The organism is Pseudomonas sp. G.S.17, from assembly GCF_038096165.1.
Classification (GTDB): Bacteria; Pseudomonadota; Gammaproteobacteria; order Pseudomonadales; family Pseudomonadaceae; genus Aquipseudomonas.
Window position 1 is genome coordinate 3760531 of sequence record NZ_CP151076.1, and the last position, 25173, is coordinate 3785703.

23 protein-coding genes and 2 pseudogenes are annotated in these 25173 nt (G+C 61.2%); 16 read left to right on the forward strand and 9 right to left on the reverse strand.

Translation table 11 applies throughout. The features are described from left to right. The first annotated feature begins 279 nt into the window (after positions 1–279). Positions 280–2037 (forward strand): annotated as a pseudogene (locus AABC73_RS17730) (L-lactate permease). An 11-nt stretch (positions 2038–2048) separates the two neighbouring features. Here the strand turns inward: AABC73_RS17730 and AABC73_RS17735 are convergent. After that, on the reverse strand, positions 2049–3620 hold the full coding sequence (locus AABC73_RS17735) for a L,D-transpeptidase family protein (RefSeq protein WP_341520302.1): 1572 nt from the start codon (positions 3618–3620) through the stop codon (positions 2049–2051). A gap of 84 nt (positions 3621–3704) precedes the next feature. Between AABC73_RS17735 and AABC73_RS17740 the strand changes: the two genes are divergently transcribed. Beyond that, positions 3705–4418 (forward strand): murein L,D-transpeptidase catalytic domain family protein, encoded by a 714-nt coding sequence (locus tag AABC73_RS17740; RefSeq protein WP_341520303.1) that lies wholly within the window; start codon positions 3705–3707, stop codon positions 4416–4418. A 37-nt stretch (positions 4419–4455) separates the two neighbouring features. Here the strand turns inward: AABC73_RS17740 and AABC73_RS17745 are convergent, their stop codons facing one another. Then, positions 4456–5037: a GNAT family N-acetyltransferase gene (locus AABC73_RS17745; protein ID WP_341520304.1), complete on the reverse strand. Its 582-nt coding sequence runs from the start codon at positions 5035–5037 to the stop codon at positions 4456–4458. Between the two features lie 139 nt (positions 5038–5176). On the opposite strand from AABC73_RS17745, the gene AABC73_RS17750 reads away from it, so the two are divergent. Continuing rightward, positions 5177–5578, forward strand: a complete 402-nt coding sequence (locus AABC73_RS17750) for a hypothetical protein (RefSeq protein WP_341520305.1) — start codon at positions 5177–5179, stop codon at positions 5576–5578. Between the two features lie 3 nt (positions 5579–5581). On the opposite strand, the gene AABC73_RS17755 is transcribed toward AABC73_RS17750, so the two are convergent. Together AABC73_RS17755 and AABC73_RS17760 are read right to left on the reverse strand one after the other, a co-directional pair. Next, positions 5582–6868 (reverse strand): MFS transporter, encoded by a 1287-nt coding sequence (locus tag AABC73_RS17755; protein WP_341520306.1) that lies wholly within the window; start codon positions 6866–6868, stop codon positions 5582–5584. Positions 6869–6985: 117 nt separating this feature from the next. Next, positions 6986–7942, reverse strand: a complete 957-nt coding sequence (locus AABC73_RS17760; RefSeq protein ID WP_341520307.1) for a LysR family transcriptional regulator — start codon at positions 7940–7942, stop codon at positions 6986–6988. A gap of 107 nt (positions 7943–8049) precedes the next feature. Between AABC73_RS17760 and AABC73_RS17765 the strand changes: the two genes are divergently transcribed. From AABC73_RS17765 to AABC73_RS17800, 8 genes are all read left to right on the forward strand, one after another. Further along, positions 8050–8790 carry an SDR family oxidoreductase gene (locus AABC73_RS17765; RefSeq protein WP_065833112.1) on the forward strand — a complete coding sequence of 247 codons (741 nt, stop codon included), beginning with the start codon at positions 8050–8052 and terminating at the stop codon, positions 8788–8790. 34 nt (positions 8791–8824) lie between these two features. After that, positions 8825–9673, forward strand: coding sequence for an ureidoglycolate lyase (locus tag AABC73_RS17770; protein ID WP_341520308.1), 849 nt, complete (start codon positions 8825–8827; stop codon positions 9671–9673). A 158-nt stretch (positions 9674–9831) separates the two neighbouring features. Further along, positions 9832–10806: a D-erythronate dehydrogenase gene (gene denD / locus AABC73_RS17775; RefSeq protein WP_341520309.1), complete on the forward strand. Its 975-nt coding sequence runs from the start codon at positions 9832–9834 to the stop codon at positions 10804–10806. 61 nt (positions 10807–10867) lie between these two features. Beyond that, on the forward strand, positions 10868–12241 hold the full coding sequence (locus AABC73_RS17780; protein ID WP_341520310.1) for an MFS transporter: 1374 nt from the start codon (positions 10868–10870) through the stop codon (positions 12239–12241). After that, positions 12238–13122 carry an NAD(P)-dependent oxidoreductase gene (locus tag AABC73_RS17785; protein ID WP_341520311.1) on the forward strand — a complete coding sequence of 295 codons (885 nt, stop codon included), beginning with the start codon at positions 12238–12240 and terminating at the stop codon, positions 13120–13122. The genes AABC73_RS17780 and AABC73_RS17785 overlap by 4 nt, the downstream gene beginning before the upstream one ends. Positions 13123–13138: 16 nt before the next feature. Next, positions 13139–14923 (forward strand): IlvD/Edd family dehydratase, encoded by a 1785-nt coding sequence (locus AABC73_RS17790; RefSeq protein WP_341520312.1) that lies wholly within the window; start codon positions 13139–13141, stop codon positions 14921–14923. 17 nt (positions 14924–14940) lie between these two features. Further along, entirely contained in the window at positions 14941–16122 is a 1182-nt protein-coding gene (locus AABC73_RS17795; protein ID WP_341520313.1) for a fumarylacetoacetate hydrolase family protein, read from the forward strand. Positions 16123–16214: 92 nt separating this feature from the next. Then, positions 16215–16424 (forward strand): hypothetical protein, encoded by a 210-nt coding sequence (locus AABC73_RS17800; RefSeq protein WP_331148796.1) that lies wholly within the window; start codon positions 16215–16217, stop codon positions 16422–16424. Positions 16425–16486: 62 nt separating this feature from the next. On the opposite strand, the gene AABC73_RS17805 is transcribed toward AABC73_RS17800, so the two are convergent. After that, positions 16487–16699, reverse strand: coding sequence for a DUF3079 domain-containing protein (locus AABC73_RS17805; RefSeq protein WP_341520314.1), 213 nt, complete (start codon positions 16697–16699; stop codon positions 16487–16489). Between the two features lie 160 nt (positions 16700–16859). Between AABC73_RS17805 and AABC73_RS17810 the strand changes: the two genes are divergently transcribed. From AABC73_RS17810 to AABC73_RS17830, 5 genes are all read left to right on the forward strand, one after another. Beyond that, on the forward strand, positions 16860–17219 hold the full coding sequence (locus AABC73_RS17810) for a hypothetical protein (protein WP_341520315.1): 360 nt from the start codon (positions 16860–16862) through the stop codon (positions 17217–17219). Positions 17220–17306: 87 nt separating this feature from the next. Beyond that, positions 17307–17831 carry an iron transporter gene (locus tag AABC73_RS17815; RefSeq protein ID WP_341520316.1) on the forward strand — a complete coding sequence of 175 codons (525 nt, stop codon included), beginning with the start codon at positions 17307–17309 and terminating at the stop codon, positions 17829–17831. Continuing rightward, positions 17832–18164 carry a cupredoxin domain-containing protein gene (locus AABC73_RS17820; protein WP_341520317.1) on the forward strand — a complete coding sequence of 111 codons (333 nt, stop codon included), beginning with the start codon at positions 17832–17834 and terminating at the stop codon, positions 18162–18164. A gap of 22 nt (positions 18165–18186) precedes the next feature. Next, positions 18187–19041, forward strand: coding sequence for an FTR1 family protein (locus AABC73_RS17825; protein ID WP_341520318.1), 855 nt, complete (start codon positions 18187–18189; stop codon positions 19039–19041). Beyond that, positions 19029–20408 (forward strand): 4Fe-4S binding protein, encoded by a 1380-nt coding sequence (locus AABC73_RS17830; protein WP_341520319.1) that lies wholly within the window; start codon positions 19029–19031, stop codon positions 20406–20408. The genes AABC73_RS17825 and AABC73_RS17830 overlap by 13 nt, the downstream gene beginning before the upstream one ends. A gap of 50 nt (positions 20409–20458) precedes the next feature. Here the strand turns inward: AABC73_RS17830 and AABC73_RS17835 are convergent. From AABC73_RS17835 to AABC73_RS17850, 4 genes and pseudogenes are all read right to left on the reverse strand, one after another. Further along, positions 20459–22064 (reverse strand): annotated as a pseudogene (locus AABC73_RS17835) (methyl-accepting chemotaxis protein). Between the two features lie 92 nt (positions 22065–22156). Continuing rightward, complete coding sequence (locus AABC73_RS17840) at positions 22157–22852, reverse strand: anaerobic ribonucleoside-triphosphate reductase activating protein (RefSeq protein ID WP_341520320.1); 696 nt, start codon at positions 22850–22852, stop codon at positions 22157–22159. Next, positions 22849–23016, reverse strand: a complete 168-nt coding sequence (nrdD, locus tag AABC73_RS17845; RefSeq protein ID WP_341520321.1) for an anaerobic ribonucleoside-triphosphate reductase — start codon at positions 23014–23016, stop codon at positions 22849–22851. Before nrdD ends, AABC73_RS17840 begins: the two co-directional genes overlap by 4 nt. Positions 23017–23048: 32 nt before the next feature. Continuing rightward, complete coding sequence (locus tag AABC73_RS17850; protein ID WP_341520322.1) at positions 23049–25064, reverse strand: ribonucleoside triphosphate reductase; 2016 nt, start codon at positions 25062–25064, stop codon at positions 23049–23051. Positions 25065–25173: the final 109 nt, after the last annotated feature.

Here is a 25173-nt window from a genome sequence, read left to right on the forward strand (position 1 = left end):
AAGTTATTAGCCAGCTAACAACTTATACTTGCCAAGTTGTCGCGAGATGACTTATCGGGGTTATCCGATTACCTGCAGATACCTGGGCATGCGGGAGCAACATTGCCAGTTCGATAATCCGCAATTCCCCGGGCACCTGCTGTATCAGGGCAATGCGTGCTTCCTGACGTCCACCACGACAGCCGGATAATGCCGCCTATACTGCAAGCCACCTACCTCTAAACCCATCCCCCGGGCGCAGAGGCCTGCATATCCAACAATAAAAAGCAGAGGTGGAACATGGTCTGGCAGCAAGTCTACGATCCGTTCAGTAACCCGGTGCTCTCCACCATCATGGCCGCCGTGCCGGTGGTGGTGATGCTTGCAGCGTTGGCGTTCTTTCATATCAAGGCCCACATTGCGGCATTGCTGGCCCTGGCTTCGGCCCTGTTGATCGCGATCTTCGCGTTTGGTATGCCCGCCACCATGGCAGGTTCCGCGGCGCTGTTCGGCGCCGCCAACGGCTTGCTCCCCATTGGCTGGATTGTGCTCAACATCATCTTTTTGCATCGCCTGACCACCGAAAACGGCTCGTTCAAGGTGCTGCAAGACTCCCTGGCACGCATCACCGATGATCGACGCCTGCAATTGCTGTTGATCGCCTTCTGCTTTGGTGCATTCTTCGAAGGGGCTGCCGGTTTCGGGACGCCTGTGGCAGTGACCGGCGCAATCCTGATCGGCCTGGGGTTTTCGCCTCTTGCGGCGTCGGGTCTGGCGCTGATTGCCAATACCGCGCCAGTGGCCTTCGGCGCCTTGGGCACGCCGATCATCACGCTGGCCAAGGTGACCGGGCTGGATGAGATGGAACTGTCGATGATGGTCGGCCGCCAGCTGCCGTTTTTCTCGGTACTGGTGCCGTTCTGGCTGATCTGGGCGTTTGCCGGCTGGCGCAAGATGCTGGAAATCTGGCCGGCGATCCTGGTCGCGGGCGTCAGCTTTGCCGTACCGCAGTTCGTCGTCTCCAATTACCATGGGCCGATGCTGGTGGATGTGATCGCAGCATTGATTTCCATGGCCTGCCTGACCGGTTTTCTCAGGATCTGGAAACCGGCCACGATCCATACCTCGGCCGCCTTGTCGGGACGCGTGGACAATTCGCGCGTCGACGAAGATCCGGATGAAAAACCTACCGCCACCTTTGCCACCGATGCCAGGCCGGCAGTGATGCGCGCCTGGATGCCGTGGATCATTCTCACGGTGTTTGTCTTCGCCTGGGGCACGCAAAGTTTCAAGTCGATGTTCGATACTCGCCAGGCGATGAACGTGCAAACCGGCGCGGTCATGCTCGACCCCCAAGGCAAACCGGTGCGCGAGGCCAATCCGTTCTTCTCGCCTGCCGTGACCTTCGGCACCCTGCATCAGCAAGTCGAAAAAGTCCCGCCGGTGGTGCCGCAGCCTAAAACCGAGGAAGCGGTATACAAATTCAATTGGTTCACCAGCACCGGCAGCGGCATCCTGCTGGCGGCGATTCTCGGTGGACTGCTGATGGGTTATTCCATCCCGCAACTGGTCAGACATTACCTGCGAACCATCTGGGTGGTGCGCTATTCGCTGATCACCATTGTGGCGATGCTCGCTCTGGGATTCCTGACGCGGTATTCAGGACTGGATGCGACCATGGGCCTGGCCTTCGCCGCTACCGGGATCTTTTACCCCATGTTCGGCACGCTGCTGGGCTAGCTCGGGGTTGCCCTGACTGGCTCGGATACAGCCTCGAACGTGCTGTTCGGCGGCTTGCAACGGGTCACTGCGGAACAACTGGGGCTCAGCCCGGTGTTGATGGCGGCTGCCAACAGTTCCGGCGGCGTGATGGGCAAGATGGTCGATGCGCAGTCCATCGTCGTCGCCTCCACCGCGACCCGCTGGTACGGCCATGAAGGGGAAATCCTGCGCTACGTGTTCTTCCACTCCATCGTGCTGGCGATTCTGGTCGGTGGACTGGTGACCTTGCAGGCGTACGTCGCGCCGTTCAGCGACATGGTGGTTGGCGGACGCTGACCGAAGGCGGCTCAGGGATGAGCCACCATCGCTGTCGCCAATGCCGGGTCGCGGCCATAGACATCCGGGACATACAGCAGATGACCTTGGCTATCGACCTGGGCGGTCCAGTAAGTGAGCAAAATCGGCACGGGTTTAGTCAGCCTGAATTCGTGAGTAATGCCGGTGGTCAGCAGCACCTCGGTACGCTCTCGATCCGCCGGGCTCAGCAGCATGTCGCGCAGGCGCAGTGGCTGCTCGACCCGTACGCAGCCGGAACTGAAGGCCCGGGGGCCTTTGCTGAACAGCGCCTGGCTGGGCGTGTCGTGCAGGTACACGGAATAAGGGTTGGGAAAACGGATGACGATTCTGCCAAGCGGGTTTTTCGGCCCGGCATCCTGGCGCAACAGGATATTGCCCGGATTGTCCCAATCGATGTCTTCAGCTGTCAGTGGATTGCCGGCGAGGTCCAGCACTTGCAGATTGTGTTTGAGCAGGAAGCCATGATCGCGGCGGATTTCCGGCAATTTGTCTTCGCGCAGAATAGTGGGTGGAATCGTCCAGGTCGGGTTGAGCGTCAAGCGAGTGACCATGGACTTGAGCAGCGGGGTCTGCCGCTCGGCACGGCCGACCTGGGTGCGGGTCTGCCAGACCGACACACCGCCCTTGTAGACGCTCAGTTGCGCCGCCGCAACGTTGACCAGCACGCTGTCGGGTTCCAGATCCTGGGCAAGCCAGCGAAAGCGTTCCAGGTTGATCCGCAGCTGTTCGCGGCGCATCGCAGGGCTGACGTTCAACTCATTGACGGTTCCCTGGCCGAGGACGCCATCGGCTTGCAGCGAATGGTTGAGCTGAAAGCTTTTCACCGCATTCACCAACGCCGGGCTATAGGCGTTATCCGGGCCGGAAAACGGGCTGCTCAGGTAGCCTTCGCTGAACAACCGCTGGGCCAGTTGAGGGATTCGTGCATCCTGCATGTCGGGACGCAGCAAGGGGCCGCTGTCGAAGGGCTTCCAGTTGAGCAACGCCAGTTGCCGCTGCTGGGCATAGACCCGGCGCAGATTCTGGTACTGCTCCAGCGTCGGACGCGCCAGGCGAAACGCGTCGGCCATGTCCTGCAAACCGGGGCCAGCAATGGCCAACACGGGTGAGGTGCGATCAAGCGAGACTTCCCGGGAACGCCAGATTGGCTCGAAACGCGCTTGCAGCAACCGGCCGTAACGCAGGTCCTGCAAGGCTTGCAAATAATGCTGGCTGGTATTGAGGTCGGCGCAGACCGAGTCAACTGGAACCAGATCGGCCGGTTTGGTGTAATCAGTCGGGTTGAGACCGTCGTCCGCCAGTTGCCGAAGCTCCGACTCCAATAGCGACAGGCGCCCCTGAACGGACCAGACCGGCAAGTAGCCCTGCTGCTGATAAAAGGCCTGCAAAAGACTGAGCGCCGGTATGTCCAGACGCGAAGCCAAGACCGGGCATTGCACGGCCATTTGCGTGAGCGCCAATTGCACCGGGCTTTGCGGTTCAACGAGCCCTTCCTGGGCAGTCGCGACCAATGGCGCAGCGAGCAGGCAAATGCTCAAGTAATATGCACGCTTTTTGACCAACTACTTCACTCCAATCCATGGCCGTCGATTTGACGGAATACCAACAGGAATCAGAAGCCGCTCACTGGCGAGGACTCCCTGCACATGCTGACCTTCATGCGCCGACTCTGTCTGGCAGCTATTACCCTATGCGCAACCTGCGGTCCAGCCCTCGCCGCTGGCACCAGCAATCAGATTCTTTACAGCAAGCTCACCCACGCCGCCCCGGATCTCAACCCCACGGTACTGAAAAGTGCCCTGAATGCGGTGCAATGCGCAGTCAGCAGTGGTGACCGACAAGCCAAACATCTGGCGGTTATTGACTATTCCCAGCCCTCCACCGCTCGTCGGCTGTGGATCTTTGACCTCAGCAAACGGACATTGGTGCTGCGTGACCTGGTGGCCCACGGGCAAAAATCCGGTGAGAACTTTGCCACGCAGTTTTCCAATCGCATGGGCAGCTATCAGTCCAGCCTGGGATTGTTCCGCACCCAGGAAAGCTATGAAGGCAGCCACGGTTATTCACTGCGCATGGACGGTCTTGAACCGGGTTTCAATGATCACGCCCGTGATCGAGACATCGTGATCCATGCCGCCGACTATGTGAACCCGTTGTGGAGCGAACGGCAGGGCCGGATCGGACGCAGCCAAGGCTGCCCCGCCGTGCGCCCGCAAGTGGCGCGTCAGGTGATCGACAAACTCAAGGATGGCCAATTCATGTTCGCCTGGTACCCCGACCAACGCTGGCTGAAATCCTCGGCGTACCTGAATTGCCAGTCACGGCAGATCGCCAGTTTGCCTACGGCCAAAGGCGGTTAGGCTTCGCGACTCCTCATAAGTTAGATGGCTATGTGTTTTACGGTTTGCTACGCCGCGGCCGTGACACCACCGACTCGATATTCTTGCGCCCGATCAGCTTCGGAGTAACAGGCTGCTCGGGGGATGGCTCGTCCGCCAGCCACTTGAACATCACCAGACAATCGACCAGCCCCAAGCGTGCGTGACGATAGGCGCGCGGCAAGCGACCGACTACGTCGAAGCCAAGTTTTTGCCAGAGCGCGACCGCCACCTCATTGCTCGACACCACTGAATTGAACTGCATGGCCAAAAAGCCTGCGTCGGCTGCAACGCGCTGGGAGTGTTCGCACATCAGGCGCGCGACGCCCTTGCCACGGGCGGCTTCGCTGACCATGTAACCGCAGTTGCAGACATGCTTGCCGGGGCCGGCGGCGTTGGCCTTGAGGTAGTAACTGCCGAGCAACTCGCCATTTTCTTCGGCGACGAAGGTGTGCAAAGGCAGCTCCAGCCAGAGCTGCAACGCCTGCTCCCGGGTCGTATCGGGGTCATAGGCGTAAGTCTCTTGCCCGCTGGCCACGGCGTGAAAAGTGGGCCAGAAGTGCGCAAAGTCTTCGGCAGTCATGGGGCGGATATGGATCATCAAAACAGCCTTGAACGGTCAGTGAAGCGGCATTCTTCGGGATTCAGGCTGCAGTTGGCAAGTCAGGCGCATGATTGCAGCTTCATCATGCGCACAAGCCCATGGGCAAATTCGATCCAGGCCCCTTATGATTGCTCTCATGACGACGCCTCTGCCGATTCGCCAACCCTGCCCGCCCGGCGCCTGCGATTGCGGGCGTGACTCGCTGCTGGAAACTCCGGGGGCCGACTTGCGCGTGCTGTTTCTGAATCGCAGCGAAGAAAAGCGCCTGCTGGAGCGGTTGGAAAACCTGCAGAGCCTTGCCGACCTGCAACGCTTGCAGGGCCGGATTTATGAGCAGTTGGGCGTGCGCGTGGACATAGAGCCCGGTTTCAATGAAGTTCGCACCATGCGCGGCATTGGCATTACGTTAAGTGAACGGCCGGGCCTGTGCCGCAAGACCCGGCAATCAATCCCGGCCGCGATTCGCCGGGGGCTGGAAAAGCACCCGGAAATCGCCTACGAACTGCTCAACGCCAACGACCTGTTGCGTGATACCTGAAACTCAGCCCACCGAATGCACACCCCCGACAGTCGCCAATGGTGCCGGTTTCGCCGCGGGTTCCTTGAGCAGCGTGAAGTACGCCACCGCCGAGCACGCCGCAACCACTGCACTGATGACGAACGCCGAGGAGAACGAGCCGCTCTGCTGCACGGTGAAGCCGGTGAGAATCGGCGCGATAGAACCCGCCAGATAGCCGCCGAAATTCTGGATCGAGCCGAACGATGCAACCCGCTCCGAAGGCACGATGGTGTTGACGATCATCCACGCCGTGGCGCTGGAAATATTGATGAAAAACATCGTCAGGCAGAGCAGCACCACGCAGGCCACCACGTTGGTGGTGAACGCCACGATCAAGGTAAACAGCGCACCACCGAGCAACCCCATGATCACCATCAGCTTGCGGCTGGCGAGCACTTTCATGCCCCGGGCAACCAGCTTGTCGCATACCTTGCCGGCAACGATGGTGCCCAACGCGCCGAACAGATACGCCAGCGATACCACCCAGGCGGTGCGGTACAAGTCCAGGCCGTGCTCGCGTTCGAAGTAGCCGGGCAACCAGGTCAGGTTGAGCCAGATCATGTAGATCACGCCCATGAAACCGAGGAAAGCGCCCCAGGTGTTGCGGTCCTTGAACAGCGCGGTCCAGCGCACTTTCGGCCCGGTACTTTGCTTGACCTGCGCGGGCACGGGCTCGGCGCGCCCGGTCTCGGCCATGTACTGCGCCTTGCTCTTGTAGAAGGCAAACCAGCAGGCGGCCAGTATCAGACCGATGATGCCGGTGAGCACGAACATGCCCCGCCAGCCCAGATGGACCATGAACAATGTCAGCAACGGCGGTGCAAGACACGGCCCGATGCAGGTCGAGGACCAGACCCAGCCGGTCGCCGTGCCGCGTTCCTTGGTGTCGAACCACTCCGACAGTGCCTTGGCCGCTGACGGAAACACCGGCGCTTCGCCAATCCCCAGCAACACCCGCAAGCCCACCAGGTGCCCATAACTGCTGAACAGGCCGAACGCGGCCTGGGCAATCGACCAGACAATCAGCGAACCACCCAGCGCCAGCTTGCTGCCCAGACGGTCGATCAAGGCACCAAGGGGCAACTGCGAGAATGCGTAGGCGACGGAAAAGGCCGAGAGCATGATGCCCATCTGCATCGGGCTGATGGCCAGGTCTTTCTGGATGGAGGTATTGGCGATGGACAGCGCACTGCGGTCCAGATAGTTGACTACACCAATCAGAAACAGGAACAGAATCGTCAGCGTCTTGTAGCTTTTTATTGTTCTCATGCGCGCCTCTGCTGAGCGGTTGACGCCCCTACCGTCGAGGTGGAGCGTCGGTCACTCTAGTAGGCCGATTGCCAGCTGCCCAATGACGAGATTCAATCAAACGATAACCAATGGTTATCAAGGTGTCTGGCGTGCGCTGCGCAGGGCATCTGCCCCCGCCAGCAGCTCTTCGATGAAGGCCTGGGCGGACCAGCCGGGCGTCTCGTTGCGCCGGGTAATGATCCCGTAGTCCGCCAGCACCAGAGGAAACGGCAGCGCCAGGCGAGTCAGGCGACCGGCCTGCATGTCCGGCCCGACCATGGATTCGGCGAGCATCGCCACCATGGGTGCGGTTTGCAGCAATTGCAGCGTGGTCTGCATTGAACTGGTCTCCACGGTATTTTCCGGGGTCTGCATGCCCGCTTCGGCAAAGGCGCGTTCCAACCGGGCGCGCATGGGCGTGCCGGCCGGATAAACGATCCACGGCCAGCTGCCGAGTTCGGCCAGGGGCAATTCCCGCGCACCGGCCAACGGATGCTGGCTGCCAGTGACCAGGCACAGCGGCTCCGGCGCCAGCGCCTGGAAGTCGAACAACTTGCGATGGCTGTCCAGCGTGAACCGGGCGATGACCAGATCCAGTTGCTTGTGTTCGAGCATGCTCAACAGATTGGCGCTGGTGCCTTCCAGGACATCCAGCGCGAGCAGCGGCCAGCGTTGTTTGATGCCGACAATCGCTGCGGGCAGCGCCACCGAAGTGGGCGCAAAAATGGTGCCGATCTTCAGCAGACCGTGCCCACCCTGACGCAGATGATTGACCTGGCCCACGAAATGCTCGGCATCGTTCAGGGCGATCTGCGCGTAACGGGCGACATGGCTGCCCAAATCGGTGGGCGACATGCTGCGCGGCAGACGCTGGAACAAGTCAAAGCCCAGTTGTTTCTCGACCTCACGCAGCATTTTGCTGACCGCCGGCTGGCTGATATTCATCGCCAGCGCCGTGGCGTGCATGTTCTGCGTACGGGCCAGGGTATCGATCAACACCAGATGGCGGAACCTCAGCCAATTGCACAGCTGTTTGAAGCCGACGTCCGCCATTCGATAACCTCCAGTTATTAAGCATTGAGAATATCTCATTGGAGATTATCGGCAAGTCGCCCTAGGGTTATGTCCGGCGTATTTAATAACAACAATGGACATCCACCATGAACCTCGCCAATAAACGCGTTTTGATTACCGCTGCGGCACAAGGGATCGGCCGTGCTTCGGTCCTGGCTTTCCAGGAGGCTGGCGCCCAGGTGATCGCCACTGACCTGCACATTGAAGCGTTGCAGGACATCCCCGGCATCCAGGTTCTGCAACTGGACGTGACCCAGCCCTCGGCCATCGACGCCATCGCCCAACAGGTCGGCACGCTGGACGTGTTGTTCAACTGTGCGGGCTACGTGCACAGCGGCGCGTTGCTCGACTGCGACGAACAGGCCTGGCAATTCTCCTTCGACCTCAACGTAACCGCCATGTACCGGATGATTCGCGCGTTCCTGCCCGGCATGCTCGCGGCCGGCGGCGGCAGCATCGTCAACATGGCCTCGGTGGCTTCCAGCGTGAAAGGCGTTCCCAACCGTTTCGCCTACACCGCCAGCAAAGCCGCGGTGATCGGCCTGACCAAATCAGTGGCCACCGATTACGTCAGCAAAGGCATTCGCTGCAACGCCATCTGCCCCGGCACGGTCGACTCGCCTTCCCTGCGCCAACGTATTGCTGAACAGGCGCGCGCCCAAGGGCGTTCGGAAGCGGAGGTCTATCAGGCGTTTGTTGATCGCCAACCCATGGGCCGCATCGGCACCGCCGAAGAAATCGCCCGCCTGGCCCTGTATCTGGCCAGCGACGCCAGTGCCTACACTACCGGCGGCGTGCATGTCATCGACGGTGGCATGAGCGTCTGACCCTCTTTTTTCAACTCCACTCAGGATTTTCTCTATGAAACTGCTGCGCTATGGCGAGAAAGGCCAGGAAAAACCCGGCCTGCTGGACGCTCAAGGACAGATCCGCGATTTGTCGGCACACATTGCTGATTTGTCCGGCAAGGCTCTGGAACCTTCCAGCCTGGAAGCGCTGAGCAAGCTCGACGTGGCAAGCCTGCCTTTGGTGAGCGGTTCGCCACGCATTGGTGCTTGTGTCGGCCAGGTGGGCAAGTTCATTTGCATCGGCCTCAACTACGCCGATCACGCGGCAGAGTCGAACATGCCAGTGCCCAGCGAACCGGTGATTTTCAATAAATGGACCAGCGCCATCAACGGCCCGAACGATGACGTGCAGATCCCGCGCGGCTCGACCAAGACCGACTGGGAAGTCGAGTTGGGTGTGGTGATCGGCAAGGGCGGTCGCTACATCGACGAAAGCAACGCCATGGAACACGTGGCGGGCTACTGCGTCATCAACGACGTGTCCGAGCGTGAATGGCAGCTTGAACGCGGCGGCACCTGGGACAAAGGCAAGGGTTTCGACACCTTCGGCCCTATCGGTCCATGGCTGGTGACCCGCGACGAAATCACCGACCCGCATCAGCTGGATCTCTGGCTGGAAGTCGATGGCCATCGTTATCAGAACGGTAATACCCGCACCCTGGTGTTCCAGATTCCTGCGTTGATTGCCTACCTCAGCCGCTGCATGTCATTGCAACCGGGGGACATCATTTCCACCGGCACACCACCGGGCGTGGGTCTTGGCGTGAAACCCGAACCCGTGTTCCTGCGCGCAGGCCAGGAAATGCGCCTGGGCATCGCCGGTCTCGGCGAACAGCGCCAACGTACGGTGCAGGCTGACTGACCTGGTTCTCTGGTTCTGTGGGAGCGAGCTTGCTCGCGAAGGCGTCAGGTCAGTCAGCACATGCTTTGCCTGATAAATCGAATCGCGAGCAAGGTGGATCGCCACCCCGGTCGCTCCCACAATTTTTTACCGCCCTCAACAATAAAAAGGAGTGACACATGCGGATCCTCATCACCGGCGGCACGGGGTTTATCGGCAAACAACTGGCCGAGCGTTTGCTGGCCCTGCGCAGCCTGACGTTCGAAGGCCAGGCCCCACAGGTCATTGAGCGCATCGTACTGTTCGACGCCTTTGCCGGCGAAGGTGTGCCCAACGACCCGCGCATCGAACTGGTGACGGGAGACATTGCCGACCCCGATGTGGTGGCGCGGGTCACCGATGGTGTGGATCTGGTGTGGCATCTGGCAGCGGTGGTCAGTTCGGCTGCCGAGGCTGATTTCGATCTGGGCATGCAGGTCAATCTGCACGGTTTGATGACGCTGCTGGAAACCCTGCGCCAACAAGGCAAAACCCCGAGATTTGTCTACGCCAGCGGCTTTGCTGTATTCGGTGGCAAGCTGCCGGAGGTCGTCAACGACGACACGGTGCTGACGCCGAAATCGTCTTATGGCATGCAAAAAGCGGTGGGCGAATTGTTGGTCGCCGATTATGCCCGCAAGGGCTTTGTCGACGGCCGCGTATTGCGCCTGCCCACTGTCGCCGTGCGCCCCGGCAAGCCGAACAAGGCAGCCTCGACCTTCTTCAGTTCGATCATTCGCGAGCCACTGGTGGGGCAAACCGCCGTCTGCCCGGTGCGTCCGGACACTCAGGTTTATCTCACCTCGCCACGCCGGGTCATCGAAGCGATGTTGCACGCCATGCTGCTGTCGCCCGAGACCTTGGGCGATGAACGCATCATTCCCCTGCCCGGCGTGACCACCACTGTCGCCGACATGGTTGCGGCCTTGCAACGCGTGGCCGGTGCCGAGGTGGTCAAGCTGATTCGCTGGGAACCGGACGCCACCATTCAGCGCATCGTCGAGGGCTGGCCCAGCAAGGTCGATGCCCCCCGCGCCCGCGCCCTGGGCTTTAACGCCGACGCCGATTTCGACGCCATCATCCGCGCGCATATCGAGGACACCGCCGCTGGCTAGCGGTGACTGACGAGCCACGCTTCCCCTATCGATAACAACAAAAATAATGAGGCAGTGCGACATGATCACACCACATCCCGATGTCTCGGACATCGAAAAACAAACCATCAAGCGCGTGACCCGGCGCCTGATTCCCTTCCTTGTCCTGCTGTTCGTGGTGGCCTTCCTGGACCGCAACAATGTCGGCTTTGCGGCATTGCGCATGAACGAGGACATCGGCATCAGCCAGACCATTTACGGGCTGGGCGCGGGGATTTTCTTCCTCGGCTATTTCATGTTCGAAGTGCCGAGCAATATTTTGCTGCACCGCTACGGCGCCCGGGTGTGGATCGCGCGGATCATGGTGACCTGGGGGATTATTGCCGGGGCCATGGGTTTCCTGCAGACCGCCGGGCACTTCATCACCTTGCGCGTACTGCTCGGCATCGCCGAAGCGGGCTTCTTCCCCGGCGTGATTTACCTGCTGTCGCTGTGGTTCCCGGCGCGTTACCGCGCGCGGATGATCGCCTCGTTTTACCTGGGCGTTCCCATTGCGCAGATCGTCGGCGCGCCGCTGTCGGTGGGCCTGATGCAACTGGGCGATACCTGGGGTTTCGTCGGCTGGCGCTTGATGTACATCGTCGAAGCGGTCCCGGCACTGATCCTCGGTGTGGTGTGCTTTTTCTACCTCACCGACCGCCCTGCCGATGCCCATTGGCTCACCGCCGAGCAGCGTAACTGGTTGATCAAGACCCTCGAACAGGAAGAGCGCAACAAACCGTTGGTGGTGGGCGTACAACCGACCAAGGGCCAGATGATTCGCAAGGCACTGGCCAGTCGTCAAGTGTGGATGCTGGCGCTGGTGTACTTCGGCATCACCTCGGGCTCCAACGCCATGAACTTCTTTCTGCCGACCGTGCTGGCGTCGTTCCGCGCCTCGTTCGGGCTGGAGATCGGCCTGATGCAGAACGGCCTGATCACCGCTGTTCCGTATGCCGTCGCTGCCGTAGCGATGATCTGGTGGAGCCGCCGCTCCGACCGTTTGCAGGAACGTCACTGGCATGCGGGCGGCGCTGCGATGCTCGCCGCTGCGTCCATTGCCCTGGCGCTGTTGATCAACCAGCCGTGGATCATCGTCATCGGCTTCATCCTGCTGGCCATGGGCGTGTACAGCGCAATCAACGTGTTCTGGGCCGTGCCCGGACAAGTGCTGACCGGCGTCGGCGCCGCAGCCGGGATTGGCCTGATCAACTCCATCGGTAACCTCAGCGGTTTCACCGGTCCCTATCTGACCGGGTACCTGTTCAACATGACCGGCAGCTACACGCCGGGCTTCTTGATCATTGCCGCGCTGGTCGGAGCGGGAGGCTTGGGCATGGTGTTGATGCCGCGCAATCCGACGCCACTGATTGACACGAAAGGCGCGCCGACTGACGCCTTGGGAGACAAGGCATGAGCCTTGAAACCGTGGCCTTCATCGGCACCGGCATCATGGGCAAACCCATGGTCCGTAACCTGCTGCAGGCCGGTTATCCGGTACGGATCTGGAACCGCTCGGCCGCCAAGGCTGCGGAACTCGCGGCCCACGGCGCAAGCGTTTTCGAGACCGCTGCGCAGGCAGCAGACGGCGCGCTGGTGCTGGTCTGCATGCTCAGCGACGGCCCGACCTGTGACCAGATTCTGTTTGGCGAAGACGGCGCCGCGCGGGCGCTGGCCGAAGGTGCGCTGGTGATCGTGATGAGTTCGATCCCTGTGGAAACCGCCGTCGAACACGCCCGCTTGTGTGCTGCGCAAGGGCTGCGCTACCTCGACGCACCGGTCTCCGGCGGCGAACGCGGCGCCCGTGAAGCCAGCCTGGCAATCATGGTCGGCGGCGACGCAGCGGCTTTCGAACAGGGCCGCGCGGTACTGGCGGCCATGGGTCGTCCGGTGCATGTCGGTCCGGCCGGGACTGGCCAGCTGTCCAAGCTGGTCAACCAGTTGATCGTCGCCAGCACCATCGCCACGGTCGCCGAAGGGCTGCTGCTGGCTGAACGCGGCGGGGCCGATCCGGCGAAAGTCCATGAAGCGCTGCTCGGCGGTTTCGTCGACTCGCCGATCTGGCGCCAGCATGGCCAACGCATGCTCGACAACGACTTCACCCCCGGCGGCGCTGCCAAATGGCAACTCAAGGACACGCACACCGCCCTCGCCCAGGCCCGCACGCTGGGCCTGACGCTGCCCGTGGCCAATCTGGTCGACGGACTGTTCCAGGCGATGGTCGAGGCCGGTGACGGCGAGCTTGATCACGCCGGACTGATCCGTCAGTTACGCCGCCACAACCCATTGCCTGAATAACTTGCTGGAGCCTGCCATGACCGATTCAACCCCACGCCGCCTGCGCAGTCAGCAGTGGTTTGACGATCCTGCTCACGCCGATCTCACCGCGTTGTATGTGGAACGCTACATGAACCAGGGCCTGACCCGCGCCGAATTGCAATCGGGGCGGCCGATCATTGGCATCGCCCAGACCGGCAGCGACCTGACACCCTGCAACCGCCATCACATTGAACTGGCCAAACGGGTCAAGGACGGCATTCGCGATGCCGGCGGCATCCCGATGGAATTCCCCGTGCACCCGATTGCCGAGCAGTCGCGCCGCCCCACCGCAGCACTGGACCGCAACCTCGCGTACCTGGGACTGGTGGAAGTGCTGCACGGCTATCCCCTCGATGGCGTAGTGCTCACCACCGGTTGTGACAAAACCACGCCCGCCTGCCTGATGGCCGCGGCGACCACCGATCTGCCGTCCATCGTGCTGTCCGGCGGGCCGATGCTCGACGGCTGGCACAAGGGTCAGCGCATTGGTTCAGGCACGGTGCTGTGGCATGCGCGCAATCTGCTCAGCGCGGGCGAAATCGACTACGAGGGTTTCATGACCCTGACCACCGCGTCGTCGCCCTCGGTTGGCCACTGCAACACCATGGGCACGGCCTTGTCGATGAATGCGTTGGCTGAAGCGCTCGGCATGTCGCTGCCCGGCTGTGCGAGCATTCCTGCCCCTTACCGTGAGCGCGGGCAGATGGCCTATGCCACGGGTTTGCGCATCGTCGATCTGGTTCGCGAAGACGTGCGGCCGTCGCAGATCATGACCCACGCGGCCTTTGAAAATGCCATCGCCGTCGCCTCCGCTTTGGGCGCATCCACCAACTGTCCGCCGCACCTGATCGCCATCGCCCGCCACAGCGGCATCGACCTGTCGCTGGAAGACTGGCAGCGGGTCGGTGAAGACGTGCCGCTACTGGTCAATTGCATGCCCGCTGGCGAATACCTCGGTGAAGGCTTCCACCGCGCGGGCGGCGTACCGGCGGTGATGCATGAACTGGACAAGGTCGGCCGTCTGCACCGGGATTGCCAATCGGTGAGTGGCCGAACCATGGGCGAGATCGTTGCAGACGCGGTAACCGGCGACCGCGACGTCATCCGTACCTGGGAAAACCCGCTCAAGCACCGCGCTGGTTTCATCGTCCTGAGCGGCAATTTTTTCGACAGCGCCATCATGAAGATGTCGGTGGTGGGCGAAGCGTTCCGCAGCACCTATCTGAGCGACCCGTTGCAACCCAACTGCTTCGAAGCGCGGGCCATTGTGTTCGAAGGGCCTGAAGACTATCAGGCTCGGATCAACGACCCAACTCTGGACATTGATGAGCGCTGCATCCTGGTGATTCGCGGCTGCGGCACCGTGGGTTATCCCGGCAGCGCCGAGGTGGTGAACATGGCGCCGCCGTCCGCGCTGATCAAGGCCGGTATCGACTCGCTGCCGTGCCTGGGTGACGGTCGCCAGAGCGGCACTTCCGCCAGCCCGTCGATTCTCAACATGTCTCCGGAATCCGCTGTGGGCGGCGGCCTTTCGCTGCTGCGCACCGGTGACCGGCTGCGCGTCGACCTCAACGCGCGCAGCGTCAATCTATTGGTGGACGACGCCGAACTGGACGTCCGCCGCCAGGAACCGCTGCCCGCCCTCGCCCCTTCGCAAACCCCTTGGCAGGAACTCTACCGGCAACTGGTCGGCCAGCTGTCCACCGGCGGCTGCCTGGAACCGGCCACGCTTTACTGGCGCGTTATCCCGGAAAACGGCACCCCACGCCACTCCCACTGACCCCAAGGATCAGCCTTATGCAAGCGCTGCAATTGACGATTGGAAACACCCTGCCCGACGACTGGCAACGCGCGACGCTGGTCGGTCGCGTGTGGCTGCCGGGCGAGCTCGGCGGTCCGGCCGTGGTGGTGCTGCGTGACGGTGAAGTCATCGACTGCACTGCACGCTTCCCGACCTTGAGCCAACTGCTGGACAACGAAGCTCCGCTGCAGGCGGTACGCGACGCCATTGGCACCTCGCTGGGCACGATAGAAGCGCTGCTGGCCAACAGCGGCGAGCTGCGCGATCCGTCGAAGCCCAGCCTGTTGGCACCGGCGGACCTGCAAGTCATCAAGGCCGCCGGCGTGACGTTCGCCGCCAGCATGATCGAACGGGTCATCGAAGAGAAAGCCGGCGGCGACGCGCAGCGTGCCGAGCAGATCCGTGGCCTGGTGCAGAACGTGATCGGCGACAACCTGCGTGACCTGCGTCCCGGTTCCCCGGAGGCGTCGCGTCTCAAGCAGGTCCTGATCGAGCAGAAAATGTGGTCGCAGTATCTGGAAGTCGGCATCGGCCCGGACGCTGAAATCTTCACCAAGGCGCCGCTGCTGGCGGCCGTGGGCAGCGGCAGCGCCATCGGAATTCATCCCGAGTCGAGCTGGAACAACCCGGAACCGGAAGTGGTGCTGGCCGTGGATAGCCGAGGTCGCATTCACGGCGCGACCCTGGGCAACGACGTCAACCTGCGCGACGTCGAAGGCCGCAGCGCGTTACTGCTGAGCAAGGCCAAGGACAACAACGCTTCCTGCGCATTGGGGCCGTTCATTCGCCTGTTCGACGAACATTTCAGCCTTGACGATGTGCGGCGCTGTGAAGTGGCCCTGCGGGTCGAAGGCAACGACGACTACGTGCTCAACGGCAGCAGTTCCATGAGTCAGATCAGCCGTGATCCGGCAGATCTCGCCGCGCAGACCCTCAATACCAACCACCAGTACCCGGACGGCTTCGTGCTGTTCCTCGGCACACTGTTCGCTCCAACCGATGACCGAGATTCACCCGGCCAGGGTTTCACCCACAAGGAAGGGGATCTGGTAAGCATTTCATCCGCGTCATTGGGCACCCTGCACAATCGCGTGACGGGCAGCCATCAAGCACCACCCTGGACGTTCGGCGTCGGTGCACTGATGAAAAATCTGGCGCAACGCGGCTTGCTGAATTAGCCATCGCGCAGTTCAACTCAACCACCAATACCCGGCGCAAGTAGCCAGATATGCTCTAATGGCCAACACCGTTTATGTTTAAGGAAGGACATATGAAGCATCTGATACTTGCCCTGGCATTGGCGTTGCCGATGCTGGGTGGCTGCGCTGTATACAGCGAACGCGGTACCGGCGAAGGCCAGGGTTCCAGCAAAGTCGGGAAAATATCCTGCGACGCAACACCGGCCAACCAGCCAGGCTGCTACCAGAAGAGTTCGCCGGACTGGAAGTTCGGCAACTTCAGGTTTGGGCTTGGGGTTTAAGCGCCTGTCACGCAGCGGTCAGGCGCCCCCTTTAAATTTCGCTGCTGGATGAAGCCTACCCGCTACACCCCTTTATCCGTGGCCTTGTCGCTGACTATGAGTTTGTCTAAACCCCAGTCGCCGGGCACGTCCCAATCTTCACCGAACAGCTCGGCGGGGTGCATGGTCCGGTCGGAGCCATTTCCACACGCGAGGGACTTGGCCGGACAATACTGGTCGCATCCCCAACAGATCCGTTCGGGGTGCGGGGGGTTGGCGGGAAAGTTCTTGGCCATGCCGTTCTCCGTTTATTGAGAGGCGTACTTCCAACCTACAGCCTGGAAGCAGCGTCAGCCTTGATGGATATCAAGATATCGACAGCAAGTGACTCGCCTCGCCCCATTGCGATCCTGGGGCTAAGCTTGCAACTGCTGAACAGACCTGGAGACGTCGCTCATGCTCAATAAAAATCCCTTCCCGAATGCTGAGACAGCCGAGCATCCACCCCTGTCGACATGGGACGATCAAAACGCCCCCCAGTCCATCGATGGCGATGCGTTTACTGCCCCGCCTGCGTTGACCCACGCCGAACTGGTGCACTTGCGTGTCCGGGTCATTGCCCTGGAAAACCTGGTCGTCGCGCTGCTGGCCGAAGGTTCGGAACGCCAGCTCGCCGTGGCCCGGGAAATGGCCGAGTACATTTCCCCCCGACCCGGTTTTACCCAACATCCGTTGACCGTTCACGCGGCCGCACAGATGAACCACAGCGTCGAACGCGCCCAGCGATTTCGCCAGCGTGAAGAGCCAGCGGTTTAATTGCACGAAACTTGATAACAATCATTATTATTCGCAGCAAAGCTTCCTAGACTCGGGTTCCTACTCGTCAGTGCTCAGGAAGACATCATGCGTACCCACCTCTCACTCGCCCTGCTCCTGCTTGCACCCTTGGCTCACGCAAAGGAATACCCGATTGGGGAACCACAGCTGTGTCAGGGGCTGGAGGTCGGGGCGGTGTATCTGCAACCGATCGAGATGGCACCGGCTGGCATGATGCGTGCCACGGCCGATTCCGATGTCCATCTGGAGGCCGACATTCGGGCCACTGCCGACAATCGGCAGGGCTTTCAGGAAGGCAGTTTCGTGCCTTACCTCAATGTCTCGTTCAACTTGAAAAAAGCCGGCAACCCGGAAGAACTCAAGGGCGACTTCCATGCCATGGTCGCCAATGACGGCCCGCACTACGGCGACAACATGAAGCTGCTGGGGCCAGGCAAATATCAACTGACCTTCACCGTCCTGCCACCGGCCGGGCACGGTTCCCTCGGACGTCATACCGACAAGGAAACCGGTGTAGCGCCCTGGTTCGAACGCTGCGAACTGCACTACGAATTCATCTATGCCGGGATTGGTAAAAAAGGCGGCTATTGAATGAAGCGCCTGCCGCTTGCCTGGCTGATGCTCGCCGGAGCCGTTGCGCCGTTGACCGTCCATGCCGAACTACCGACCTACGAACTGATCCTGCGCGATGGCCACTTCACTCCCGCCTTGCTGGAGGTACCGGCCGGGCAGCGTTTCAAGATCGTCCTGAGAAACGAGGGTCAAGGGCCGGCCGAGTTCGAGAGCACGCCGTTGCGGGTTGAAAAAGTACTGTCGCCGGGTGTCACCACCTTCGTCGTCATTCACCCGCTCAGGCCCGGCCACTATCCCTTTTTCGACGAGTTCAATCCGCAACTGCCCGAGGGCGGCATCCTCGCCAGATAACCCGTCCATGCACGGAGTTTCCATGAATCAATCAATGTTCATCGTCTGGCGCGAAAGCGTCGAGGCGCTGCTGGTGATCGGCATTCTCCAGGCCTGGGCCAGCCAGCAAGACCAGGGCAATCGGCTGGTCAAATTCCTGTGGGGCGGTGTGATGCTGGGGCTGCTGCTCTCGGGCCTGCTCGCGGTGCTGATTCTGTTTGCCGGTGAGGCCATGAGCGGCTCGGCCAGTGAATGGTTCCAGGCCGCACTGGCGCTGATTGCCAGTCTGCTGATGGTACAAATGGTGGGCTGGATGCATCGCCATGGGCGCACGCTCAAACATGATTTGCGACGCCACGCCGACAGCCATCTGGCCCGTCGCGGCGGCCTTGGCCTGTTAGTGTTGGCGATGCTCGCCGTCAGCCGCGAAGGCAGCGAGACCGTGGTATTCCTCTACGGTGCCGGCGCACGTTTGCGCGGCCCGGAGCTGGCCTTGTTCGCCGTCGGTGGCGCATTCGGACTGGTGCTGTCGGCGCTCACCATCGGCCTGTTGCACAGCAGTCGCCGCTTCATTTCCTGGCAGCGCTTCTTTGCAATCAGCGAAATCATCCTGCTGATGCTTGGCGCGGCACTGCTGGTCAGCGCCAGCGAGCGCATCAACGGCCAATTGTTGGCCCTGGATGTGCCGGAGTGGGTTTATAGCCTCGTTGGCGAGGCGCTTTGGGACAGCAGCGCACTGTTGAGCGACAGCCATGGATTGGGGAGTTTTCTTGCCAGTTTTGCCGGTTATCGGGCAACCCCCAGTGGCATGACATTGCTGGTGTGGGTCGGTTACTGGCTGGTCGTCGGCGGCTGGCTACGGCAACGCACTGCGGAAAACCTGCCATGCCCGACCTGAGCTGGGGCAATCGATGGTTGCAGCGCGTGGGGGACGGCATGCGCCGCCACGCGCGCCTCATTCGCGCCGTGCAGTGGGTCGTCGTAGTTTTTTATGCGCTGCTGTTGGTGATCCCCGCCCTGTTGCCGCTGCCGGACAGCCAGGCGCGGATGCTCGACAACCTGACTTTGTTCGCGCAGTTTTTGTTCTGGGGGCTCTGGTGGCCGTTCGTGCTGCTGTCGATGGTGTTGTTCGGGCGGCTCTGGTGCGGCGTTCTCTGTCCGGAAGGTTCCCTGAGTGAATGGGCCAGCCAGTACGGTAAAGGTCTGGGCGTGCCGCGCTGGTTGCGCTGGGGCGGCTGGCCGACTCTGGCGTTCTGCCTGACCACCCTTTATGGCCAGTTGATCAGCGTTTATGACTACGCCCAGGCAGCGTTATTGATTCTTGGCGGCTCGACCGTCGCGGCGGTCGGCGTCGGCCTGCTGTTTGCCCGGGGCAAACGGGTCTGGTGCCGTTACCTGTGCCCGGTCAGCGGGGTCTTCGCCCTGCTCGCCCGCCTGGCACCCGTGCATTTTCAGGTCGATGAACAGCGCTGGATGGAAAACGCCGCGCCACGCCTGCCGCCGCCCAACTGCGCGCCGCTGCTGGATATTCGCCGCCTGCGGGGCGCCAGTGATTGCCACGCCTGCGGACGCTGCAGCGGGCAACGCGGCGCGGTCCAACTGATCGCTCGTTCCAGCAACCAGGAGATTCTTCACGCGACGGCGCAAACGCTGTCGCGCTGGGAGTCTCGGTTACTGCTGTTTGGCGTGATCGGCCTGGCCATGGGTGCGTTTCAGTGGACAGTCAGCCCTTGGTTCATCGCTCTCAAACAAACCCTCGCCCAATGGCTGGTCGAACACGATCAGTTCTGGGCGTTGCAGGATGACGCGCCGTGGTGGTTGCTCACCCATTACCCGCAGCTCAATGACAGCTTCAGCTGGCTGGACGGTTTCAGCATTGTGGTTTATCTGAGCCTGAGTTCGCTGCTCCTCGGCACCGCATTGCTGATCCTGCTGCGGGTGACGGCGCGCCTGGCGAAGGACCCTGCACTGTATTGGCCCATGGCGTTGACGCTCACGCCCCTGGGTGGTGCAGGATTATTTCTCGGGCTGTCGGCCACAACCGTGAAATTGCTGCGCTATGAAGGGCTGCTGCTGGAGTGGGTCCAACCGGCCCGGGCCTGCCTGTTGATGGCGGCGATGGGTTGGAGCCTGCTGTTGGGCTGCAAACGCCTGAACCGCGAAAGCATTGGCCTGGCGCGGCACCTGTCCGGCGGCGTTTGCCTGTTACTCGCCAACGGCATGATTGGATTGGGCTGGTGGTTGCAATTCTGGGGTTGGGCCTGAGCAACTCAGCGCCCTGATCCAACCCCCAGGCCGGCCACACTCAAGTTGAACTAGACCTTGAAGCGCGCCACTGTCTGGTGCAGCGCCCCGGCCATATGCGCCAGATCGAGGCCGGCGGTTTGCGTATGTCGCGCCCCCAGCAAGACCTGCTCAGACAAGTTGCGAATACCCATCAGGTTGCGATCCACCTCACGCGCGACCAACGCCTGTTCCTCCGTGGCGCTGGCAATCATCATGTTGCGCTCATTGATCTGCGAGATCGACCGAGTGATTTCATCCAGAGCGTCGCCCGAGCGTTGCGCCACTTCAAGGGCCGCTCGCACCAGTGTCCGGTTGCTTTGCATGGCCGGTATCCTGACGAATATTGCCAATCATCTGCTCGATTTCCTGCGTGGACTCCTGGGTGCGATGCGCCAGGGCACGCACTTCATCGGCGACCACGGCAAAACCGCGCCCGGCATCGCCGGCCCGCGCGGCTTCAATCGCCGCGTTGAGCGCCAGCAAATTGGTTTGATCGGCAATGCTGCGAATCACCTCCAACACCTTGCTGATGTCCTGCACCCGGCCGGCCAGTTGCTCGATGCGCTGTGACGTATCGGCCACGCCGTTGGAGAGTTCACCCATGGAAACCACGGTTTCCTGAACCTGCTCGCGGCCGCGCTGCGCGGTTTGCTCGGACTGCCGCGAAGCTTCGGAGGTGCTGACCGCATTGCGCGCCACCTCGTCCACCGCCGCCGTCATCTGGTTCACCGCTGCCGCCGCTTGCTCAATCTCCAGCCCCTGCAATTGCAGGTTGCTGCTGGTCTGGCTGCTGACCGCACTCAATTCTTCCGAGGAGCTGGCCACCTGGTCAACCGAAGTCGCGATGTGCTTGACCATGGCATTCAGGCTTTGCTGCATCTGGTGCATGTTCATCATCACGCTGCCGTCGACACTTGAACTCACCGGCACCGGCGTCGTCAGGTCGCCTTGGGCGATCTGGCTCAAGACCCGCGCCGCATCGTCCGGCTCGCCGCCCAGTGGCCGGGTCACACTGCGCGTCACGGCAACGGCGGCGGCGACAACCAGCGCCAGGCAGAACAAAAACAGGCCGAGCATGTTGCGCCGGGCATCGCTGTAGAGTTCCTGCGCCGCCTGTTCACGGTCGGCGAATATTTTCCCTTGCAGCGCCATCAGCTCGTCCAGGCTCTTGTAGACCTGCAATTCGGCCGGCACGACTTTTTGTTTGAGCTGGGTCATGGCGTCGTCGAATGCCCCTTGCCTGATCAATACCTGCACCTGGGTGAACGCCGCGACATAGGCTTCGCGGTTCTTTTTCAGCGCGGCATAAGTAACTTTGCCTTCGGGCAGATAGAACAGCGGCTCAAGGGTTTCGAGCGCCTGAGTGATGCGTTTTTTGGTGGTGTCGATGGACTGCTGCACTTGCTGGTTGTCTTTATCGATCAGCAAATCCCGGGTGTTTCTGGCGTTATCGCGCACGCCGGTGGCAATGACCAGGATCGGCTCGATTTTCGGCCAGTCCTGTTTGACGATGACCACCGCCTGTTCCTTGAGAGTTGCCAGATCGTGCAACGCGTAAAACGCCATGCCCATCAGGGCCAGCGGCGCAATTGCAAAACCGATGACGATACGTTGTGCCGTAGATAATTTAGCCATATCAAATGCTCCCCGTTTGATACCTGCCCGATAGGCAGCGCATTTGAAAATCATGGTGGGTGTCACTGGTGAACACTGATCAGCAGCCTCGGTTATTCCCGTAACACGAAGGCTGGAAACAGCTCGCGCATCGCTCCCCAAAGATCGGGCAGCAAGGCTTGTGCCGAAACGCTCGGCAACAGCGGGTCGCACATTCGTTCGGTGCGAACCAATTGCACGGCAAAGTGTTTGACGCCGAGTTCGTTCAAGCGCCGCGCCAGGATCAACAGCCGTTCGGGTTTGAACAGATGCCAATGCACGGTGGTGCGGCATTCATAGTCGACGCCACTGTCCAGCAGATGTTCGAGGCTGCGCCAATTGGCCGTGCCACTCCCTGCGACCCGAGTGATGGCCTGACAATCCTCGGGCAGCGCCTTGACATCGAAGCCGACCCAATCAGCGCCGGTCAGTGCCTTGGCGAACGCCGCCGGCTTGATCCCGGCGCTGTGCAGGCCAACGCGAAAACCCATCGCCCGCACTTCGGCCATGGCGTCGGGCAAACTGTCTTGCAGGGTCGGCTCACCGCCGCTGAAGACCACGGCATCCAGCAGGCCCTGCCGACGCTGCAAAAAGCCCAGTACCTGGCGCCACTCCACTTCGTCCGCGCCGCGCGGCGGGATTAACTGCGGGTTATGGCAGTAACGACAACGCCAGGCGCAACCCTGGCAAAACAATACGCAGGCCAGCTGTCCCGGATAGTCGATAGTGGTCAGGGGCACCATGCCCCCGACCCGCAGCATTCGACTCATTTGCGCCCGGCCAGCGCCGCGCTTTCAGTGAAATGCACCCGCTCGCGGTGCTCGGATTGTTTGCCCGGATTGAACGCCGATACCGGGCGGTGATAGCCCATCACCCGGGTCCAGACTTCGCAGCGTTGACGTTGCGCCTGGGGCAGTGTTTGCGATGCAGTCATGGTGAAGCTCCTTGCGGTTGAGTGGATCGAAATCAGTGAACGAGGCCGGCTTTCTGTTCTTTGAGCAGCAGCACTTCGTCGCATTTTGGGCAAAACTCATGCTCACCATCGAGGTAGCCGTGCACCGGGCAGATCGAGAATGTCGGGGTCACGGTCAGGTAAGGCAGGCGGAAGCGCCCCAGGGCTTTGCGCACCAGTTGCTTGCAGGCTTCGGTGGAGGAAATCCGCTCGGCCATATACAGATGCAGGACGGTGCCGCCGGTGTATTTGCATTGCAGTTCATCCTGAAGTTCCAGGGCCTCGAAGGGGTCGTCGGTGTAGCCCACCGGCAGTTGCGAGGAGTTGGTGTAATACGGCGCCGCCGTGCTCCCGGCCTGAAGAATGTCGGGGTAGCGCTTGAGGTCTTCCTTGGCAAAACGGTAGGTCGTGCCCTCGGCGGGCGTCGCTTCCAGGTTGTACATGTGGCCGGTTTCTTCCTGAAAGCGCAGCAACGTGGCGCGCACATGGTCCAGCAGATTCAGGGCGAATTTGCGGCCATGTTCGGTGTGCATGCCCTCCTCGTCGCCGGTGAAATTGCGCAGCATTTCATGCAGGCCATTGAGCCCGATGGTGGAAAAATGATTGCGCAAGGTGCCCAGATACCGCTTGGTGTACGGGTACAAACCGGCGTCCATATGGTGCTGGATCACCTTGCGCTTGACCTCCAGGCTCTCCATCGCCAGTTCCATCAGCGTGTCCAGACGCTTGAGTAACCCGCTGGTATCGCCTTTGAACACATAGCCCAGACGCGCACAGTTGATGGTCACCACGCCGAGCGAGCCGGTCTGTTCCGCCGAGCCGAACAAACCGCCGCCGCGCTTGAGCAGCTCGCGCACATCCAGCTGCAACCGGCAGCACATCGAGCGCACCTGATTGGGTTGCAAATCCGAATTGAGGAAGTTCTGGAAATACGGCAAGCCGTAACGCGCCGTCATCTCGAACAGGCGGTCAGCGTTTTCGCTGTCCCAGGGAAAGTCATGGGTGATGTTGTAGGTCGGGATCGGAAAGGTGAACACACGCCCTTTCGCGTCGCCAGCCTGCATCACCTCGATATAGGCGCGGTTGAGCACATCCATTTCGACTTGCAGGTCGCCATAGGCAAATGGCATTTCCTCACCGCCGATGATGGGGATCTGCTCGCGCAGATCCTGCGGGCATACCCAGTCAAACGTCAGGTTGGTGAACGGCGTCTGAGTGCCCCAGCGCGACGGCACATTGAGGTTGTAGATGAACTCCTGGATCGCCTGGCGCACCTCTGGATAACTCAGCTGGTCCTTGCGCACGTAGGGCGCCAGATAGGTATCGAACGAGCTGAACGCCTGAGCGCCGGCCCATTCATTCTGTAGCGTGCCGAGGAAATTCACCATCTGCCCCAGGGCACTGCTCAGGTGCTTCGGTGGCCCGGCTTCGACCCGCCCCGGCACACCGTTGAGCCCTTCGTGCAGCAGAGTTCGCAGCGACCAGCCCGCGCAATAACCGGCGAGCATATCCAGATCGTGCACGTGCAGATCCGCCTCGCGGTGCGCCTGACCAATGGCCTCGCTGTACACCTCGTCCAGCCAGTAATTGGCGGTAACCTTGCCCGATACGTTCAGCACCAGCCCGCCCAGGGAGTAGCCCTGATTGGCGTTGGCCTGGACCCGCCAGTCTTCGCGATCCAGGTATTCGTTCATCGAGGTCGCGACTTCGACCAGGGTGCGGCGGTCGCGGCGCAGACGTCCGTGCTGTTCGCGATAGACGATGTAGGCACGCATCGCGAGGAAAAAACCGGCGTCCATCAAGACCCTTTCCACCCGATCCTGGATTTGTTCGACATGCAGCCTGGGCAGCCCTTCCAGGCGGGCCAACACGGCATGGAGCAAGGCTTCGGCTTCAAGCTCGGCAAACTCCCCGGTTGCCTTGCCAGCGGCGATCAACGCCTGACGGATTTTGTCCGCATCGAAGGCGACCAGATTGCCATCGCGCTTGTGCAAACGGTTCGACCCCAGTGAGATCAGCGTGCTCTGCATTCGTCCTCCAGACACTACATATAGATATTTATAAATTTAAAAACACAATATGCAGTAAAGACTACGGACAAAGGGCTGATCTGCAATTGATCAATATCAAGATTTTCCG

Bases quoted from the DNA above. Each gene is read 5' to 3' on its own strand.
- AABC73_RS17740 (WP_341520303.1), top strand. From the start codon at position 3,705: ATGCTGACCTTCATGCGCCGACTCTGTCTGGCAGCTATTACCCTATGC.
- AABC73_RS17745 (WP_341520304.1), bottom strand. From the start codon at position 5,037: ATGATCCATATCCGCCCCATGACTGCCGAAGACTTTGCGCACTTCTGG.
- AABC73_RS17750 (WP_341520305.1), top strand. From the start codon at position 5,177: ATGACGACGCCTCTGCCGATTCGCCAACCCTGCCCGCCCGGCGCCTGC.
- AABC73_RS17755 (WP_341520306.1), bottom strand. From the start codon at position 6,868: ATGAGAACAATAAAAAGCTACAAGACGCTGACGATTCTGTTCCTGTTT.
- AABC73_RS17760 (WP_341520307.1), bottom strand. From the start codon at position 7,942: ATGGCGGACGTCGGCTTCAAACAGCTGTGCAATTGGCTGAGGTTCCGC.
- AABC73_RS17765 (WP_065833112.1), top strand. From the start codon at position 8,050: ATGAACCTCGCCAATAAACGCGTTTTGATTACCGCTGCGGCACAAGGG.
- AABC73_RS17770 (WP_341520308.1), top strand. From the start codon at position 8,825: ATGAAACTGCTGCGCTATGGCGAGAAAGGCCAGGAAAAACCCGGCCTG.
- denD (WP_341520309.1), top strand. From the start codon at position 9,832: ATGCGGATCCTCATCACCGGCGGCACGGGGTTTATCGGCAAACAACTG.
- AABC73_RS17780 (WP_341520310.1), top strand. From the start codon at position 10,868: ATGATCACACCACATCCCGATGTCTCGGACATCGAAAAACAAACCATC.
- AABC73_RS17785 (WP_341520311.1), top strand. From the start codon at position 12,238: ATGAGCCTTGAAACCGTGGCCTTCATCGGCACCGGCATCATGGGCAAA.
- AABC73_RS17790 (WP_341520312.1), top strand. From the start codon at position 13,139: ATGACCGATTCAACCCCACGCCGCCTGCGCAGTCAGCAGTGGTTTGAC.
- AABC73_RS17795 (WP_341520313.1), top strand. From the start codon at position 14,941: ATGCAAGCGCTGCAATTGACGATTGGAAACACCCTGCCCGACGACTGG.
- AABC73_RS17800 (WP_331148796.1), top strand. From the start codon at position 16,215: ATGAAGCATCTGATACTTGCCCTGGCATTGGCGTTGCCGATGCTGGGT.
- AABC73_RS17805 (WP_341520314.1), bottom strand. From the start codon at position 16,699: ATGGCCAAGAACTTTCCCGCCAACCCCCCGCACCCCGAACGGATCTGT.
- AABC73_RS17810 (WP_341520315.1), top strand. From the start codon at position 16,860: ATGCTCAATAAAAATCCCTTCCCGAATGCTGAGACAGCCGAGCATCCA.
- AABC73_RS17815 (WP_341520316.1), top strand. From the start codon at position 17,307: ATGCGTACCCACCTCTCACTCGCCCTGCTCCTGCTTGCACCCTTGGCT.
- AABC73_RS17820 (WP_341520317.1), top strand. From the start codon at position 17,832: ATGAAGCGCCTGCCGCTTGCCTGGCTGATGCTCGCCGGAGCCGTTGCG.
- AABC73_RS17825 (WP_341520318.1), top strand. From the start codon at position 18,187: ATGAATCAATCAATGTTCATCGTCTGGCGCGAAAGCGTCGAGGCGCTG.
- AABC73_RS17830 (WP_341520319.1), top strand. From the start codon at position 19,029: ATGCCCGACCTGAGCTGGGGCAATCGATGGTTGCAGCGCGTGGGGGAC.
- AABC73_RS17840 (WP_341520320.1), bottom strand. From the start codon at position 22,852: ATGAGTCGAATGCTGCGGGTCGGGGGCATGGTGCCCCTGACCACTATC.
- nrdD (WP_341520321.1), bottom strand. From the start codon at position 23,016: ATGACTGCATCGCAAACACTGCCCCAGGCGCAACGTCAACGCTGCGAA.
- AABC73_RS17850 (WP_341520322.1), bottom strand. From the start codon at position 25,064: ATGCAGAGCACGCTGATCTCACTGGGGTCGAACCGTTTGCACAAGCGC.